Origin of the sequence: Psychrobacillus sp. MER TA 171, from assembly GCF_023713305.1 — a bacterium.
Taxonomy (GTDB): domain Bacteria; phylum Bacillota; class Bacilli; order Bacillales_A; family Planococcaceae; genus Psychrobacillus.
Genome location: NZ_JAMAWN010000003.1, coordinates 73,939 through 91,598 on the forward strand (window position 1 = coordinate 73,939; position 17,660 = coordinate 91,598).

Genomic DNA, 17,660 nt, shown 5'->3' on the forward strand with positions numbered 1-17,660 from the left:
GAGTGGTTCCTGTTCTTTTTTAGTATAGTAATAAAAAATATGGAGGTGCTTATACTGATTAACTGCATAGTTGTTGTGGGTTCCGGGGTAATGGGTCGAGGAATTGCTTACGTAGCTGCGCTATCTGGTTTTCACGTAAAGATTGTGGACACAGAGCAAGCTGCACTAGAACAGGCTAGAGAAGAAATAATAGGTTTATTTGAAAAAGGCATTAAAAGACAAAAGATAACTTCTAATTTGGCGGAAACATCTTTGAACCAAATAAGCTATGAAATAGATCTCTCTTTAGCTGTGAAAACAGCTGATTTAGTTATAGAAGCTGTACCTGAGCAACTAGCTATTAAGAAATCCGTATTTGAAGTATTAGAACTGCATGCTCCGGCTAAGTGTTATTTTGCCACTAATACGTCTACAATGAGTCCAACTGAAATTGCTTCCTATTCTAACCGTCCCGATAAAACAATTGCCATGCACTTTTTTAATCCGGTACATAAAATGCCGCTAGTAGAGATTGTAAGAGGGTTAGAGACGAGTGATGAAACAGTTGAAGTTGTCAAAAAAGTTGCTGAGCAAATGGGGAAAGAATCTGTAGTAGTGAAAGAGTTTCCAGGATTTGTAACTAGTCGAATTAGTGCTTTGGTTGGTAATGAAGCGTTCTATATGCTTCAGGAAGGACTTGGGACGCCAGAGGAAATTGATAAGGCTATTAAGCTCGGCTTGAATTATCCAATGGGTCCGTTTGAGCTAGGAGATCTCGTTGGTTTAGATACTAGACTCAATAATTTAAAATATTTACATGAAAAGCTTGGTGAAAAGTATCGACCAGCCCCGCTCCTTGAACAATACGTCAAGGCTGGTCGGCTTGGAAGAAAAACGGGCAAAGGAGTTTACAGCTATACCGGTGAGGAGGGGGAAAGATGAAAGAGGTTGTAATAGTCGATGCAGTTCGTACTCCTTTCGGGAGATATAATGGGTCTTTAAAAAGTATTAGACCAGACGATTTAGCAGCTATTGTAATAAAAGGACTAATCGAAAGAAATGAAGGTTTACCAATGGACCAAATAGAAGAGGTCGTCCTAGGCAATGCCAACCAAGCAGGTGAGGATAATCGTAACGTTGCCAGAATGTCCGCTTTGCTTGCCGGTCTTCCGAAGGAGGTTGGAGGCACGACGATAAACAGACTTTGTGGTTCAGGCTTAGATGCTATCATTTATGCTGCCCGTGCCATAGCAGTTGGCGATGGAGACATATACATTGCTGGTGGCACAGAGAGTATGACCCGAGCCCCTTATGTAATGGAGAAGCCTTCGAAAGAATTTCCGCGTGGTAATATGGATCTTATAGACACTACAATTGGATGGAGATTTATAAATCCTTTAATGGAGGAAATGTATGGTACCGAGTCTATGCCAAAAACTGCTGAAAACGTTGCCGAGAAATTTAAAATAACTAGAGAAGATCAGGATCTCTATTCCTTTGAAAGTCAGCAAAGGGCTAAAAAAGCAATGGATGAAAACCGCTTCTCTAACGAAATAATACCAGTGAAGTATACAAATCAAAAGGGGCAGGAAGTGATCATTGAAATCGATGAGCATCCGAGACCAGAAACTAGTCTAGATAAACTAAACAGGCTTTCTCCCATTTTTAAAGAAGGGACTGTAACCGCGGGAAATGCTTCAGGTGTTAACGATGGGGCAGCAGGCTTACTTTTAATGAGCGCAAGCAAAGCGAAGGAATTAGGTTTGAAGCCTTTAGCGAGGTATATTGCATCCGCTACTGCTGGTGTAGAGCCTGGTGTAATGGGAATAGGACCCGTATATGCAACTAACAAAGCACTAAAGCGCGCAGGAGTTTTAAAAGAAGAAATTGGCTTAGTCGAATTAAATGAGGCTTTTGCTTCCCAGTCCTTAGCTTGCATCCGAGAATTAGAACTCGACCCAGCAATTGTGAATGTGAATGGTGGTGCGATCGCTCTCGGACATCCGTTAGGTGCAAGCGGAGCACGAATTGTTACTACCCTTATATATGAAATGAGGAGAAGAGAAGTAAAATTAGGTCTCGCCACTATGTGTGTAGGTGTAGGTCAAGGTATAGCTGCTATATTTGAAAATGTTCAGTAATTATTGCTTACGAATGATTCTATCTATAATTTAAAGTCAAAAACCTCGGAGATTTTTCTCCGAGGTCTTTTGTAAATTATGTCGTTTTTGTTTTAGCTGGAATGTTTTTAAGTTTGTTAGGAAAAAATATTGTTAATATCAGCGCCAAGATTGACAGGATAGTCATAAAAACATAGGCGTCGCTTGAACCATAGATTGATGCTAATGCTTTAAGCTGTTCAAGACCAGCTGAAGGCATTTCAATTGAGATATTTTCTGTATGTTTTATTGATTGAACTGTAAAAATAGTGACAACAACCGCTGTTCCAATGGAGCCAGCAAGCTGACGAACCGTATTATTAACAGCAGTACCATGCGTTATAAGTAATTTTGGTAAGGCATTTAACCCTGCAGTATTTAGCGGCATAGTTATAAAGCTAAGCCCAACACGTAAAAAAATCGTTCTAATCATTAAAAATGTAAAGGAAGTTGTATCATTTAAGTCTGTCACAACCCACATGGTCGGAATAACGAATAACAATCCAATTATAAACAGTGGCTTGGCACCATATTTATCATAAAGTTTTCCTGTGACTGGTGACATGAAAGCGTTGACTAACGCACCCGGTAATAATAATAAGCCTGCATCTAGAGCAGTAAATCCTCGTCCATCCTGCAAGTATATTGGCAGTAATATCATATCCGCATACATAATCATCGTAACAAGCACATTAATCACGGAAGTCATAGTGAATGTCTTATTTGAAAAAACATTTAGATTGAGTAAAGGATCTTCTGATTTTAACTGACGTATGCAGAATACTGAAGTGATGACTAGCCCAGTAATAATAGAGCTTAAGGTAATTAGGCTAGCCCAGCCTAGACTCCCTGCACTACTAAATCCATAAAGTAAAAAGCCAAATCCAAGGGTAGATAATATAACACTTAGTACATCCAGCCGAGCAGTTTCCTGTTCAGATATATTTATCAAGTATTTAAATGCTAATACGATTATAAATACAACAAAAGGTAACAGCCCAATAAATAACCAACGCCATGAAAAATATTCAAGTATAAATCCAGCTAATGTAGGAGCAATTGCAGGGGCAAAAATAATAGCAAAGCCTATTAAGCCCATTGCACTTCCGCGTTTTTCTGGTGGGTAAATGAACATAACAATACTCATCATGAGTGGCATAATAATTCCTGCCCCAGCTGCTTGAATCATACGACCCATTAAGAGAATACTAAAATTCGGAGCAAGAGCGCAAAAAAGAGTCCCTATTAATAAGAGAGTCATTGAGCTGATAAATAGCTGCCGAGTGGAGAAGCGTTTCATTAAAAAAGCTGTAATTGGAATTAGTATACCATTTACTAACATGAAGCCTGTTGCTAGCCATTGTACGGTACTAGGTGATACTTTAAATACTTCTATAAAACTACTAAGCGCTACATTTAATAGCGTTTGATTTAATGTGGATAAAAAACATCCTATGATTAAAATTGTCATTAATACTTTCTTATTTATCTGAGTAGACATATAAAATTCCTTTCTAAATAACTTTATCGACATGGTGTCAATGAAAATGATTATACCAATTATACCTATTAAATGACATAAACAGTTTACATATAAATGTGGTTTAAACTACAATAATAGACACAGTGTTAAAGAAGTCGATGATAATAGATGGAGTGATAAAAATTGTCTACCAATAAGCAAGATCCGCGAGCAATGCGGTCTAAGAAAATGTTTAAAGAAGCATTAATAGCATTATTAAAAGAAAAGAATGATCTTCAAACGCTTACTGTTAAAAAAGTAGCCGACAAAGCCGAACTAAATCGAGCTACCTTTTATTTACACTTTGTTGACTTAAATGATTTATTAAAAGAACTTGTCAAAGACATTTTTGCTGAATTAGAGGAAAAGTTAAAGCCCTTACTACTATTAGAAAGTTTAAATGAACGCAATCAGTTGTTATCCTATTTAGATTATTTTTATGATCATCGTGTAATGTTCTCGATATTGTTTAAGGAAGATCGCTTTAAACGAAAAATGCATAAGGAAATTAAATCTTTTATACAAATGCGGAGAACCACAAGACAAGTCTTAGATGACCCCGAACGTGTTTCCTTAGATATACTTGCCTCTGCGATGTTTGGAGTTATTGAATGGTGGATGGAAGAGGGCACGGAGTATAGCTCAGAATATATTGTGAATCAAATCGAATTACTTTTTAGACGATAAATTTTATTTGGATATGTAAGGGGAAGGGGAGAGTGATTAAAGTCTACTTCCCTACATAAATTCAATTCTGAAAATTAAATTATTTTCAGGGAAATAATTAGTATACTCTTATAACAAATTTAAGAAAAAATTCTGAAAAAGTGATATATTATTAATTAGGTAAAATAGAAATGAGTGATTAATAGGATGTCTAATACACAGTCAATGATTTTTACTGTTTATGGTGACTATATAAGGCACTATGGCAATAAAATATGGATAGGAAGCCTGATTCGTCTTCTCAAGGAATTTGGACATAATGAGCAATCTGTTCGTGTTGCAGTATCTAGAATGATGAAACAAGGATGGCTTGAGTCAGAAAAACAAGGTAATAAAAGCTATTATTATCTAACTAATCGAGGCAAGGTAAGAATGGAAGAAGCGGCAAATCGAATTTTTAAGCTAATGCCTAACGAATGGGACGGTAAGTGGCGCATGTTAATGTACACCATTCCGGAGGAAAAAAGGCAAATTAGAGATGAACTTCGAAAAGAGCTTTTATGGAGTGGTTTTGGGAGTTTTTCTAGTGGCTGCTGGATCTCTCCAAATAATCTAGAAAAAGAAGTAAAGTTTTTAATAGATAAATATGCAATACAAGAATATGTGGATTTTTTTGTTTCTGAGAATAAAGGGCCAAAGGAGAATAAAACTTTAGTAGAAAAAAGCTGGCCTCTTAAGGAAATAGAAGCACGATATAAAGAGTTTATAGCTACTTATAGTCATCAGTATATTGTTCATCAAAGTATGATAAACGATAATAAAATGTCGTCTGCAGATTGTTTTGTAGAACGAACAAGGTTAGTACATGAGTATCGAAAGTTTCTTTTTATTGACCCTGGTCTTCCAAAAGAGCTATTACCCGACATTTGGAGTGGTAACCATGCCGCTCTTTTGTTCGAGCAATACTATAAATTACTTGCTCCTCTAGCAAGTGAATTTTTTGAGGAAGTTTTCCAAGAGGATAATGATCTTCAAAGAAAAGATGATGAGTATGATGTTAATCACCATCCTCTATTGAAGGAATAATAGCCATGTAGTTAATATTTCATGAATGTAATAAACCTAAAAAAGCATCCTTTTTGAAGAAACTTCTTTAACGATTATCCGTAACTATAAGAAAACAAAAAAGGGGGAGATCATTTACATGAGTGATTGGTCGTTGCGGAAAAAAGAGAAAAGGACGAAAAGGAAAAAAGAAAAGGATAACGTTTCAAAATGGAGTATATTTGATTTCTTGATCAATGTGACTGATATAATTATATGGCCAATTCGTTTTGTTTTTTGGATACTTCGAGGTATTGGTAGAGCGATAGGGAATCTTTTTGATGGGATATAATATGATGGGGACACCACGCCAAATAGTGTCTTTTTAGTTGCAATTAATTTGTCATTTCAAGTACGGGTGCCCATAAAATATGGAGACCATTTTTTTAAAGACAGTATTTACATTTTAAAATGAAAATTCTCTTTAACTAACACACATAAAAAGAGCTTGGAACAGTATCTCCAAGCTCTTTGTAACTTTGATGTTCAAAGACTAATCAGCAGTTCTAACTGACAGGGTATCTTCAAAAATTTCTCGGTAGTCATATCCTTTTTGCACATAAGTATCAATTGATAGTTGGATTAGCTCAAGATCCTTATCGTTTAGCTCCCTCACAACCTTTCCAGGTGAGCCGACGATTAGTGAACGGGGAGGAAATTTCTTACCTGACGGCACAAGCGTGTTAGCTCCTACAATACTTTCCTCTCCAATTTCAGAATGGTCTAAAATAGTAGATCCCATTCCAATAATGGATCGTTTACCAATCCTGCAGCCATGGAGAATGACATTATGTCCTACAGTCACCTCATCTTCTATAATAACTGGAGCATCTTCATACAAGTGAATCGTTGAATTATCCTGTATGCTACATTTATTACCAATCGTTATAGGTGCCTCATCGCCTCTTAAAACAGCGTTAAACCATATAGTGGATTCCTTGCCCACTCGTACGTCCCCAATAATCTTCGCTCCCGGTGCAACCATTGCGTTATCACTTATACTTGGTGATTTTCCTTTAAATGAAATAATCAAATAATTTCCTCCTTTTTAAATATTAGCAATTGTCATTCTACTAATTATAATATAACATATTTTAATAGGGGTGGATAAAAAATGATATACGTTTGTGAATTGTTAGGTATTTCCTATCCATTAATTCAGGGGGGGATGGGAAACATAAGTAACGCTCAGCTTACAGCTGCAGTATCGGAAGCTGGAGGTTTAGGTACGATTGGTTGTGGTACGATGACACCAAAAGAAGTGGAACAAATCATACTAGAAACTAAAAAGTTAACCGAAAAAAGATTTGCTATTAATATTGCTATTAATGTTTCACCATTTGTGGAAGAAATGATTGAACTTGTTATAAAACACAAAATACCGATTGTTTCTTTGTCGGCTGGAAACCCAGCTCCCTATATTCCTATTTTGAAGCCAAATGGGATTATAGTGATGACGGTTGTCGCTTCTGTAAAGCAAGCGCTAAAAGCAGAACAAGCAGGGGCAGATATTGTAGTTGGTGAAGGTTTTGAAGCGGCAGGTATTAATTCTAATCTGGAATTGACCACTTTCACGTTAATCCCTCAGCTAGTAAAACATGTGAGTATTCCTATAATTGCGGCAGGAGGAATTGGTGATGGGAATGGATTAGCGGCCGCATTATCCCTAGGTGCTAGTGGAGTGCAGCTCGGAACAAGGTTAGTGGCGACGAAAGATGCCCCCTTTCATGAACTATATAAAAACAGACTAATTCAAGCTAGTGATTTAGATACGCTATTGCTTGGGAGGAGCGTTGGTAGAATAAGGAGAGTATTAAATACTCCTTATGCGAGTCGGTTGATCGACAGAGAAAAACAGGGGATGACGATCGAGGATTACTTGAATAGTACGACAGAGGAGCACCATAAAAAAGGTGCATTAGAGGGGGATCTAGAAGGTGGTTTTTTAAATAGTGGCCAAATAGCTGGATTGTTGTATGATCTACCTTCAGTAGAAGAATTGTTCAATAGAATGATGGTTGAAGCAGAACAAAAACTGCAAAATAATCTAACAGAATTTAGACGATTAAAAAAAAGCTAAAGACGAAGACCAACTCTGGTCAGCGAATTTAACTTCTTAGTTTAAAGGCATCCAGCGTTTTTAGTTTGTGATTCCTAGCATATTGCTCGATCGTAGCACTGCTTACCTTTTCCTCAAGTAATTGTATAAGGGTCGCATGCTCTTCAATGGATTGGGGCGTTCGTTTTGGATAAAACGTAAAACCAGCCTGTCTCACTATATCTAACCGACCCCATGTTTCTTCAATATTTTTTATGAGTAATTCGTTTGGACAAAATGAGTAAATATGAAAATGGAATTCTCTGTTAAGTGCTCCTAGTTTGTCTAATTCATAGTTATCAAGCATGATTTTCATTTCTCTATTAATTTCCTTTAACTTTGTTATACCTTGAGCTGTAATGTTTGTGGCACTAATAGCAGTAGCATAACCCTCAAGTAAAGCGAGTACTTCCAATGATTCCTTATATAACTGATTGTCAATTCCTTTGACGATGGCTCCGATATTAGGTTTAAATTCAAGCAGCTTTTCGGATTCAAGCTGATGAATCGCTTCCCTAACCGGAATGTGACTAGAGCCGACCTCCTTTGCAATTTGATTGATAATAATTCGTTGACCAGGCGCATAAGTACCATCTACTATTCTAGTTCGAATAACTTTGTAAGCATATTGGCGTTTATTCATATTAGTTTTCATAATAATCGAATTGTATATCATTTAATATATGAAATCAATAAATAGTTGTCATATCAACAATTATTTACTTTATATTCTGATAATAAAATAAATTCAGATAAAATATTGTAATAATATATAAAATGATATATGATATTTGTAAATATTTAACGAAATTTCTCCTGCATGGTTTTTAAAGAAATAGAATTTGAAACTTAACTAACTTGTAAGCGCTTCCATTAAAGTGGGGTTAAAAACATAATTTAAAGTAGGTGAACGCTATGTTAGAAGGTTTAGAGATTGGTAGGAAAGAGATTATTCATATAACAGTCACTGAAAGCATGTTCGCAGCATTTGAAGGTGAAGTGGTGCACCCTGTCTATTCGACTGTGAGTATGACATATCATATGGAATGGGTATCTAGGAAAATAATTTTACCTTATTTAAGCTCTGAACAAGAAGGAATGGGTGCTGCAGTTAAGATCAAACATGTTTCTCCTGCTCCTTATGGAAGTATAGTAACGTTGACTGCTACAGTCACAGAACTTCGAGACAATAAAGTTATAACAAATGTTGTTGCAGAGAGTGATACAGGAGTTATTGGTTTGGGGGAGGTAACTCAAGTTATTTTGCCAAAGGCTACAATAAAAACAAAATGGAACGAGGCCTCAGCGTAAGAATATACACTGAAACCGCCTAAGGAGGAACCAATCAAATGCTAGCTGAAAGATTATCAATGACTAAAGAATTTGAGCTTTTCGATCGAATGTCTTCTCATGAACAGGTTGTATTTTGTAATGATCCCGCTACTGGCTTAAGAGCAATTATCGCAATTCACAATACTACACTTGGGCCAGCTCTCGGTGGTTGTCGAATGCAACCATATAATAGTGTGGAAGAAGCGCTCGAAGATGTTCTTAGGCTTTCAAAAGGTATGACGTATAAATGTGCCGCCGCAGATGTGGACTTTGGTGGCGGAAAAGCAGTTATTATTGGTGACCCTAAAAAAGATAAATCGCCGGAGCTATTCAGAGCATTTGGTCAATTTGTCAATTCACTGGGTGGACGCTTTTTTACAGGTACAGATATGGGCACAACAATGGATGATTTTATACATGCGATGAAAGAAACTAATTTTATAAACGGACTGCCTGAAGCCTATGGTGGAGGAGGAGATTCTTCCATACCTACAGCTGCAGGAGTGATATATGGGCTAAAAGCAACAAATCAGACCCTTTTTGGAGATGAAGCACTTGGAACGAAAAGCTATGCAATACAAGGTTTAGGAAAAGTCGGCTATAAAGTTGCTGTTAGCTTACTAGAGGAAGGAGCTAACCTTTTCGTTACCGATATAAACGACGAAACTCTGCATGCTATTCAACAGATTTCAGTAGATTTAAAGGGGAGCATCCAGGTTGTATCAAATGAAGAAATTTACTCTACTGATGCCGATATTTTTGTTCCCTGCGCACTTGGTGGAATTATAAATGATATGACGATACCTAAGCTGCGTGTAAAGTCAATTGTTGGTTCAGCAAACAATCAATTACTAGCTGATCGACATGGAAGAATGCTTAAAGAAAAAGGAATATTATATGCACCTGACTATATCGTCAATGCAGGTGGTCTTATTCAAGTGGCTGATGAGCTATATGGTATTAATCAGGAACGAGTTCTAGCAAAAACAAAGCAAATATATCATACCTTAATAGAGGTATATAAGGAGGCTTCCTTAACAGGAAGTACAACTGATGAAGCAGCAAATGCTATGTGTGAAAAGCGAATTGAGAACCGAAAAACTCGCAATAACTTTTATTCAACACCACTAAAACCAAAGTGGAGTATTCGTAAATAAGTGATCGGAGGGAAGCTAAGTGAAGCATAATTATCCTTTAAAAAGAATAATGGATGATGAAGGGACACTACTAGATGAACAATTCAAAGAACAAATTGAGGAAACCTTAGTCAAGGAACTTTACTTTCACATGCTCCGTATTCGAACATTCGACCGAAAAGCCATTAATCTACAGAGACAAGGTCGATTAGGAACCTATGCTCCATTCGAAGGGCAAGAGGCAGCTCAGGTTGGTAGCGCGCTTGCGTTAAAGGAAGATGACTGGGTTTTTCCAACCTATCGTGATCATGGGGCAACTTTAACTTTTGGTAAGAGTATGGCAAAAACTTTTTTATACTGGAATGGAAGAATAGAGGGGTGCTTATCCCCAAAAAATAAAAATATTTTTCCTCCGGCTGTGCCAATCGCTACTCAGCTTCCCCATGCAGCTGGAGCAGCCTGGGCAGAAAAAAGGAAAGGTACAAAAAATATTGCGATCGCTTATTTTGGTGATGGGGCTACCTCCGAGGGAGATTTCCATGAGGGCTTAAACTTTGCTAGCGTTTTTAAAGTTCCAGCTATCTTTTTCAATCAAAATAATGGCTTTGCAATTTCTGTTCCTATCGAAAAACAGATGAATTCTGAAACTATTGCCCAAAAAGCAGTGGCTTATGGAATGCCAGGTATTAGAGTCGATGGAAACGACAGCCTCGCCGTATATTTTGAAACCCTTAAAGCAGTGGAAAAAGCAAGAGCAGGTGAAGGACCTAGTCTAATAGAGGCTGTCACATGGAGAAAAGGTGCTCATACGACTGCAGATGACCCATCCAAATATAGAGCCGCTACCATGGGAGACCATATTGTGGATCCCCTTTTAAGACTAGAGTTATTTATGAAAAACTACGGTTACTGGAATGAAGAATGGTTGCAAGCTACTACTGAGGAGATTAGTAATGAAATAGATGCAGCTGTAGAAGAAATGGAAAATTTCCCACCTCCTAACGTAGAGGATGTTTTCAACCATGTATTTGCTGATATGCCTGCTCAGCTAACCGAACAAAAAGATGCGTATCTTGCATATTTAGGGAGGCAATGATCAATGACCCAGTTAAAACAATCAAGTGCTTCACAAGAGACAACAAAGCAAATGACATTAATCCAGGCGATAAACGATGGGATGCGGGTTCTACTAGAGGAGGACGAATCTACACTTGTGCTTGGTGAAGACGTGGGTAAAAATGGTGGGGTTTTTCGAGCTACTGAGGGACTCCAAGAAAGGTTCGGTGCTGATCGAGTAATCGACACTCCTCTTTCTGAATCAGGAATAATAGGTACTTCTATTGGATTAGCTGTAAATGGATTTAGACCAATAGCTGAAATTCAGTTTTTAGGGTTTATTTATCCAGCATATGAGCAAATCATGACACATGCTTCGAGAATTCGGATGAGGTCTATGTCTCGTTTTACAGTGCCAATGGTTATTCGTGCACCTTATGGAGCAGGCATACGTGCACCGGAAATACATTCGGACAGCACCGAAATCTTATTTACTCATATGCCTGGTATTAAAGTGGTCTGTCCTTCCAGTCCATATGATGCAAAGGGATTGTTAATAGCTGCAATGGAAGATCCTGACCCAGTTCTTGTTTTAGAGCCTATGAAGAACTATCGATCGGTGAGAGAAGATGTTCCAATAAATAAATATAAAGTGGAAATTGGAAAGGCGAAGGTTGTCCAAGAAGGGGCAGATGTAACTCTCATTGCTTGGGGAGCAATGGTTTCAATTGCTCAAAAAGCTGCAGAGCTTGCAGGAAAAAAAGGAATACATTGCGAAATAATAGATTTACGTACGCTTTATCCATTAGATAGGGAAACAATCGCCAAATCTGTGCAAAAAACAACTAGAGCAGTAATCATTCATGAAGCTCATCCTACAGGTGGGTTAGGTAATGACATCGTATCTATTATTAACGATACCTCATTCTTATATTTGCGAGCACCTGTTGAGCGAATTACAGGTTTTGATGTTCCTGTTCCATTCTTTACTTTAGAAGAGCATTATCTACCTACTCCCGCTAGAGTGATGGAGGGGATTGATAAAGTAATTCATTTTTAAGGAGGGTTTTGAATGATTGATGTGAAATTACATGATATAGGAGAAGGAATGACTGAAGGAGAGGTTATCCACTATTTAGTTAAAGTGGGTGATAGGGTGCAAACGGACCAGCCTTTAGTTGAAGTCCAAACAGATAAAATGGTTGCTGAACTTACCTCTCCTTGTACTGGTATTGTCAAAGAGATTCGAATTGCTGCAGGAGAAATGGTAAAAGTAGGTACCAGTCTTCTTTCCTTAGAAAGTGAGGGCGGAGGGGGTTCCTCAACCGAGCAGTCGTCAAAGGATATATCAGTAGAGACTAGCAGTAACCAGCCCTTAAAAGAAGATAAATCCTTAGAGTTTACTTATAAGAGAATACTAGCTACGCCTTACACAAGAAAAATAGCTAGGGAACATAACATCAATTTAGAGGATGTGACCCCTTCAGATCCTTCAGGAAGAATTACAGAAGAGGACGTTATGAGGTTTATAGATAATAAAACAGAGAAGAAGATTATACCTGAGAAGATTGTTGTCCAGACGCAACCAGATGAAATACCCTATAAAGGAATTAGAAAAAAGATTGCTGAAAATATGAAGAAATCACTCTTTACCATCCCACATGTAACCCATTTTGACGAAGTGAATATGACTAATCTATTAGAAATGAAGGCACAGTTGAAAGCCACTGGTCATTCCATAAGTATTCCAGCCTTTCTCTTGAAAGCACTTGTCATTTCCTTAAAGGATTTTCCGATATTCAATGCCGAGCTTGACGAAGAAAATAGTCGGATACTCCTCAAGAAAAGCTATCACATAGGCATAGCCACCAACACAGAAAACGGACTGATTGTCCCTGTACTCCACGATACCGATAAAAAATCTCTCATACAAATAAATCAAGAAATAAAAGAATTAACACAAAAGGCCATAGCAGGAAAGCTTCAACCATCAGAAATGCAAAACAGCACATTTACAGTTAGTAATGTAGGACCTTTAGGCAGCATAGCCGCCACTCCTATTATCAATTATCCCGAGACTGCATTAATCGCTTTTCATAAAACCAAAAAACAGCCAATCGTTAATGCGCAGGATGAGATTGTTATTGGACACATCATGAATCTATCCATGTCATTTGATCACCGCGTAGCAGACGGTGCAACTGCAATTGCATTCACGAATCGTTTTTCAAGTTTAATCGAACATCCACATAAACTAATTTTGGAGATGATTTAGATGGTTGTAGGAGAAATAAGCCATAAACGAAATCTGATCATTATTGGGGGTGGACCAGGAGGATACAGCGCGGCTATACGAGGTGCTCAGCTTGGCCTTTCCGTTACTTTAATTGAGCAAAAAAACCTGGGAGGAGTGTGCTTAAACGAAGGCTGTATACCTTCAAAGGTTTATACTTTTGCAAGCTCGAAACGTTCCGAGTTGGATCAGCTAGCTAAGATTGGTATTGATGCGGCTGGAAGAGATATAGATATCCAGAGATTACTTGAATATCAAAAGGAAGTAATCGGACAGCTGAGGTCAGGTGTAGAAAGACTTTGCCAGGCGAATAAGGTAGAAATCGTTCAAGGGAAAGCTACGTTTATAGCAAAGCATAAAATTGGTGTGGAAAATGGTCACCAATTCGATATGTATGAGTTTGACCAAGTAATTATCGCTACAGGTAGTAAAAATATACTTCCTAGCTATATAACATCTAAGAGTCCTCATGTGCTATATCCGTTTGAACTGTTTCAACTAAGCAAGCTGCCTGAAGATGTAATCATTGATGGTCAAGATTATATTGCCCTAGAAGCGGCCTCAAGCTTGGCAGCACTTGGCACACAAGTAACCTTATTAATAGAATCCGATACTGGGCTACCTTTTGATGAATCGGTCAATAAGGAGTTATTAAGAATATTTAAAAAGAGAAAAATAAAAGTAGTAGAGAAAAAAGAAATTATTGGGACTCATGAGGATTTAAACGGTGTCTCTGTTACGGTGTTAACCAATCAGCATAAAGAAATGAAAATGGGGGCTTCTTGTTTAGTGGTTCCTGAGCTTAGGGTCTCAAACGTAGAAGAGCTTGGGTTGAAGCGGCTGGGCATGGAGTTAGGTGGAAATGGTTTTATCCAAGTAAATAATCGTTTAGAAACTTCAATCCCCAACATATATGCAGTTGGAGATGTAACAGGTGGTCCCCTGCTTGCTTGGAAGGCTATCAAACAAGGAAAAGCGGCAGTATCTTTCATTGCTGGAGAAAGACCAGAGGTGGACATAACGATCGCACCCACTTGTGCTCATACAATCCCTCCGGTAGTAACTGTTGGTTTAACGGAACAACAGGCAAATAACCTAGGACTTTCTGTACGTACAAGTAAATTTCCGCTTGGCAGCAATGGTTATTCCACAATTACTGGGAAAAGAGATGGATTTATAAAGGTAATCTCTGAATCTACGACCGAAGTAATTCAAGGAATTCATATGATTGGGGATGGCGCTATCGAATTGTCAGGCTCCTTTTTACAACTATTAGAGATGGCTGCGAAGGAGGAGGATATAAAATTTCCAAATTACGTGCACCCAGGCATAAATGAGGCACTACTGGAATCTGTGGAAGGATTGCTTGGACAAGCGATTCATCTAGCTCCAGTAAAGAAGGAAGTGGTAATTGGTTAAATTACGGCTGTAAACTATTTTACCAGAAGCTTGTTATATAACTAAAAGAGTCGGAGGGGGAAATAAACGTGAAGAAGAGATGGAAGAGTCTTTTAACTGTATTAGCTAGTGCATCCTTGTTACTTGCTGCCTGTGGAGATGAGGGAGATGAAGCTTCTTCGTCCAAAACCTATAATATTGGAGTTACTCAAATTGCGGAGCATCCATCCTTAAATGCAGCTTATGACGGCTTTAAAAAGGCTTTAGAGGATGCAGGGATCGAGGCAGAATACGAGTTTCAAAATGCGCAAGGAGACGGTAATAATAACACAACTATAGCTACAAACTTAGTTAGCTCCAATGTAGATTTGATCTTTGCAAACTCAACAGGAAGTGCTCAAGCTGCACTTAGTGCAACGCAGGACATTCCGATTGTATTTACATCTGTTACAGATGCAGTTGGTGCAGAGCTAGTCGAATCGATGGAAAAGCCAGGTGGTAATGTCACGGGTACTATTGATTCCCACCCGGACGCTATTGCTAATACAATGAAATTTTTAAAAGAAGAGCTTGGTGCAACGAAAGTAGGAATGGTATTTAACTCCGGAGAACAAAATTCACGCTCTCAAGTAGATTCCGTAAAGGAGTTATTGGAAGACATGGATATGACAGTTGTAGAAGCATCTGTAGCTACAACAGCTGACGTCAAGCAAGCAACGGAATCACTTATAGGGAAAGTCGATTCTATGTATATCATTACAGATAACACAGTTGTATCCGCTCTGGAGTCGGTAATCTCGGTAGCAAATGAAAATAAAATTCCAGTTATGGTAGGAGAATTTGATTCGGTTAAACGTGGTGGCTTAGGAGCTTATGGATTTGAATACTTTGATATTGGTTATGAGGCTGGTCAGATGGCAGTCAAAATATTAAAAGGGGAAAGTAAGCCTGCTGATATCCCAGTACAGGTGCCTCAAAAGCTAAAACTAATTATGAACAAAGAAACTGCAGATACAATTGGTGTGGATATTAAAGACGAGTGGAAAGCTGAAATGAGCGAATAACGAGGAGGTGATTCTTTATGTTTTCAGCAGTATTCGGCTCAATGGAACAAGGAATCATTTATGCAATTATGGCACTTGGAGTGTATATCTCATTCCGAGTGCTAGATTTTCCAGATTTGACGGTTGACGGTAGCTTTGTAACAGGGGCAGGGACTGCCGCTACGATGATTATACTTGGGTATCATCCCGTATTGGCAACAAGCATGGCTATATTAGCAGGCTTTATAGCAGGCTGTATAACTGGGTTACTGCATACGAAGGGAAAGATAAATCCCCTTCTATCTGGGATATTAATGATGATTGCACTGTACTCGATTAATTTAAGAATTATGGGACTCACCTCTGAAAACTCTATAGGTCGTCCTAATATTCCCCTGTTGAATGCGGAAACTCTTTTTGTTCAGTTCCAATCATTTTGGAGTGGGCTTGGGATAGATTCCGCTCTCAATAGCTTTTTGCAAATGCTTGGAGTAGAAAGAGTTCCATCTACATGGGGAACATTTTTTCTAATGGCTTTAGTAGTCATCCTTATTAAAATCATAGTAGATTGGTTTTTAAAGACCGAGATAGGCTTAGCGATCAGAGCAACTGGTGACAATAAGAAAATGATCCGCAGTCTATCAGCCAATACAGATACTTTAATCATTATAGGTCTTGGTTTTTCAAATGCACTAGTTGCTTTCTCAGGGGCCTTAATCGCTCAGTATGCTAAATTTGCGGATATTGGCCTTGGGATTGGGATGATTGTAATTGGTCTTGCTTCTGTGATTATTGGTGAAGCTATTTTTGGAACAAAAACGATTGTCCGTACAACATTAGCCGTAATAGCTGGAGCGATAATTTATCGTATCGTGCTTGCACTGGCTCTCCGTTTAAACTTTTTGGATACAGGTGATATGAAGCTTATCACCGCGGTAATTGTTATAGGAGCACTTGTGCTACCACAGTTTTTAGAAAAGAAACGGGAAAAAAATAGAAAGGCAAAGCGACATTCTGAAAGACTTCGAGAAAACCAATCCTTACTGATGAAGGAGGGGCCAGCTATTGTTAAAGCTCAATCAGATTAATAAGCTTTTTAATGAAGCAACACCAGATGAAAAGGTAGCATTAGACCAAATTAACCTTGAGCTCCGTTCGGGTGACTTTATGACAGTCATTGGCAGTAACGGAGCAGGTAAATCAACCATGCTTAATATGATATCGGGCGCTCTATCTCCAGATTTTGGAACAATAGAGATTGAAAAAAAAGATGTTACTAAGATGCCTGAATATAAACGCTCTCAAATGATTGGTCGAGTTTTTCAGGACCCGATGGCTGGTACCGCTCCGACGATGACTATTGAGGAAAATCTTGCGATGGCCTATTCAAGAAATAAAAAAAGAAGTCTCAAAATTGGTGTCGATAAGAAAAGGCGTGAATTTTTTCGGACCTCTCTGGAAACGTTACATCTCAACTTAGAAAATCGACTAAATGCAAAAGTCGGGTTGCTGTCTGGTGGAGAAAGGCAGGCACTTTCCTTATTAATGGCAACCTTTACAAAGCCGGCCATTTTACTTTTAGATGAGCATACAGCAGCACTCGATCCTTCCAGGGCAGAACTCATTACGAGTTTAACAAAGGAACTGGTGGAAAAGGATAAGTTGACGACGTTGATGATTACGCATAATATGCAGCAGGCTTTAGATTTAGGCAATCGATTAATAATGATGGATAAAGGTCAAATCATTTTACAAATAGATGCCGAGGAGAAAAGAACTTTAACAATTAATAAGCTTATGGATGAATTCCAACGAATCCGGGGAGAGAAGTTAACAAGCGATAAAGCATTGTTATCGGTCTAAGGAGGTATACA

The 17,660-nt window shown here is 38.2% G+C and carries 18 protein-coding genes; 15 read left to right on the forward strand and 3 right to left on the reverse strand.

Going from position 1 to position 17,660, the window contains the following annotated elements; all coding sequences use genetic code 11:
- Positions 1–54 precede the first annotated feature (54 nt).
- Both M3627_RS04080 and M3627_RS04085 read left to right on the forward strand, forming a co-directional pair.
- Positions 55–921, forward strand: coding sequence for a 3-hydroxyacyl-CoA dehydrogenase (locus M3627_RS04080; protein ID WP_251553201.1), 867 nt, complete (start codon positions 55–57; stop codon positions 919–921).
- On the forward strand, positions 918–2,120 hold the full coding sequence (locus M3627_RS04085) for a thiolase family protein (protein ID WP_251553036.1): 1,203 nt from the start codon (positions 918–920) through the stop codon (positions 2,118–2,120). Before M3627_RS04080 ends, M3627_RS04085 begins: the two co-directional genes overlap by 4 nt.
- A 76-nt stretch (positions 2,121–2,196) precedes the next feature.
- On the opposite strand, the gene M3627_RS04090 is transcribed toward M3627_RS04085, so the two are convergent.
- Positions 2,197–3,609: a DHA2 family efflux MFS transporter permease subunit gene (locus M3627_RS04090; RefSeq protein WP_483315275.1), complete on the reverse strand. Its 1,413-nt coding sequence runs from the start codon at positions 3,607–3,609 to the stop codon at positions 2,197–2,199.
- Positions 3,610–3,804: 195 nt separating this feature from the next.
- Here M3627_RS04090 and M3627_RS04095 point away from each other — a divergent pair, with 195 nt between their 5' ends.
- The 3 genes from M3627_RS04095 (at position 3,805) to M3627_RS04105 (ending at position 5,722) form a co-directional block, all read left to right on the forward strand.
- On the forward strand, positions 3,805–4,347 hold the full coding sequence (locus M3627_RS04095; protein ID WP_251553038.1) for a TetR/AcrR family transcriptional regulator: 543 nt from the start codon (positions 3,805–3,807) through the stop codon (positions 4,345–4,347).
- Between the two features lie 186 nt (positions 4,348–4,533).
- Positions 4,534–5,412 (forward strand): phenylacetic acid degradation operon negative regulatory protein PaaX, encoded by an 879-nt coding sequence (paaX, locus tag M3627_RS04100; RefSeq protein WP_251553039.1) that lies wholly within the window; start codon positions 4,534–4,536, stop codon positions 5,410–5,412.
- A 118-nt stretch (positions 5,413–5,530) separates the two neighbouring features.
- Positions 5,531–5,722, forward strand: a complete 192-nt coding sequence (locus tag M3627_RS04105; protein WP_251553040.1) for a hypothetical protein — start codon at positions 5,531–5,533, stop codon at positions 5,720–5,722.
- 201 nt (positions 5,723–5,923) lie between these two features.
- On the opposite strand, the gene M3627_RS04110 is transcribed toward M3627_RS04105, so the two are convergent.
- Positions 5,924–6,463 carry a gamma carbonic anhydrase family protein gene (locus M3627_RS04110; RefSeq protein WP_251553041.1) on the reverse strand — a complete coding sequence of 180 codons (540 nt, stop codon included), beginning with the start codon at positions 6,461–6,463 and terminating at the stop codon, positions 5,924–5,926.
- Between the two features lie 81 nt (positions 6,464–6,544).
- Here M3627_RS04110 and M3627_RS04115 point away from each other — a divergent pair, with 81 nt between their 5' ends.
- Complete coding sequence (locus M3627_RS04115) at positions 6,545–7,510, forward strand: NAD(P)H-dependent flavin oxidoreductase (RefSeq protein ID WP_251553042.1); 966 nt, start codon at positions 6,545–6,547, stop codon at positions 7,508–7,510.
- A 28-nt stretch (positions 7,511–7,538) separates the two neighbouring features.
- On the opposite strand, the gene M3627_RS04120 is transcribed toward M3627_RS04115, so the two are convergent.
- Positions 7,539–8,183 (reverse strand): GntR family transcriptional regulator, encoded by a 645-nt coding sequence (locus tag M3627_RS04120; protein WP_251553043.1) that lies wholly within the window; start codon positions 8,181–8,183, stop codon positions 7,539–7,541.
- A 260-nt stretch (positions 8,184–8,443) separates the two neighbouring features.
- On the opposite strand from M3627_RS04120, the gene M3627_RS04125 reads away from it, so the two are divergent.
- The 9 genes from M3627_RS04125 to M3627_RS04165 all read left to right on the forward strand — a co-directional run bounded on the left by M3627_RS04125 (position 8,444) and on the right by M3627_RS04165 (position 17,649).
- Positions 8,444–8,839, forward strand: a complete 396-nt coding sequence (locus tag M3627_RS04125; protein ID WP_251553044.1) for a thioesterase family protein — start codon at positions 8,444–8,446, stop codon at positions 8,837–8,839.
- A 38-nt stretch (positions 8,840–8,877) separates the two neighbouring features.
- Entirely contained in the window at positions 8,878–10,017 is a 1,140-nt protein-coding gene (locus M3627_RS04130; protein ID WP_285841630.1) for a Leu/Phe/Val dehydrogenase, read from the forward strand.
- Between the two features lie 19 nt (positions 10,018–10,036).
- A complete protein-coding gene (gene pdhA / locus M3627_RS04135) occupies positions 10,037–11,092 on the forward strand; it encodes a pyruvate dehydrogenase (acetyl-transferring) E1 component subunit alpha (RefSeq protein ID WP_251553045.1) in 1,056 nt (351 codons plus the stop codon).
- A 3-nt stretch (positions 11,093–11,095) separates the two neighbouring features.
- The gene (locus M3627_RS04140) at positions 11,096–12,112 is read left to right on the forward strand and encodes an alpha-ketoacid dehydrogenase subunit beta (protein ID WP_251553046.1); all 1,017 of its coding nucleotides are present in this window, start codon (positions 11,096–11,098) and stop codon (positions 12,110–12,112) included.
- A gap of 12 nt (positions 12,113–12,124) precedes the next feature.
- The gene (locus tag M3627_RS04145) at positions 12,125–13,327 is read left to right on the forward strand and encodes a dihydrolipoamide acetyltransferase family protein (protein WP_251553047.1); all 1,203 of its coding nucleotides are present in this window, start codon (positions 12,125–12,127) and stop codon (positions 13,325–13,327) included.
- Positions 13,328–14,764 (forward strand): dihydrolipoyl dehydrogenase family protein, encoded by a 1,437-nt coding sequence (locus tag M3627_RS04150; RefSeq protein WP_251553048.1) that lies wholly within the window; start codon positions 13,328–13,330, stop codon positions 14,762–14,764.
- A 68-nt stretch (positions 14,765–14,832) separates the two neighbouring features.
- Positions 14,833–15,807: an ABC transporter substrate-binding protein gene (locus M3627_RS04155; RefSeq protein WP_251553049.1), complete on the forward strand. Its 975-nt coding sequence runs from the start codon at positions 14,833–14,835 to the stop codon at positions 15,805–15,807.
- A 17-nt stretch (positions 15,808–15,824) separates the two neighbouring features.
- The gene (locus tag M3627_RS04160) at positions 15,825–16,874 is read left to right on the forward strand and encodes an ABC transporter permease (RefSeq protein ID WP_251553050.1); all 1,050 of its coding nucleotides are present in this window, start codon (positions 15,825–15,827) and stop codon (positions 16,872–16,874) included.
- Positions 16,852–17,649: an ABC transporter ATP-binding protein gene (locus M3627_RS04165; protein ID WP_251553051.1), complete on the forward strand. Its 798-nt coding sequence runs from the start codon at positions 16,852–16,854 to the stop codon at positions 17,647–17,649. The genes M3627_RS04160 and M3627_RS04165 overlap by 23 nt, the downstream gene beginning before the upstream one ends.
- Positions 17,650–17,660 lie beyond the last annotated feature (11 nt).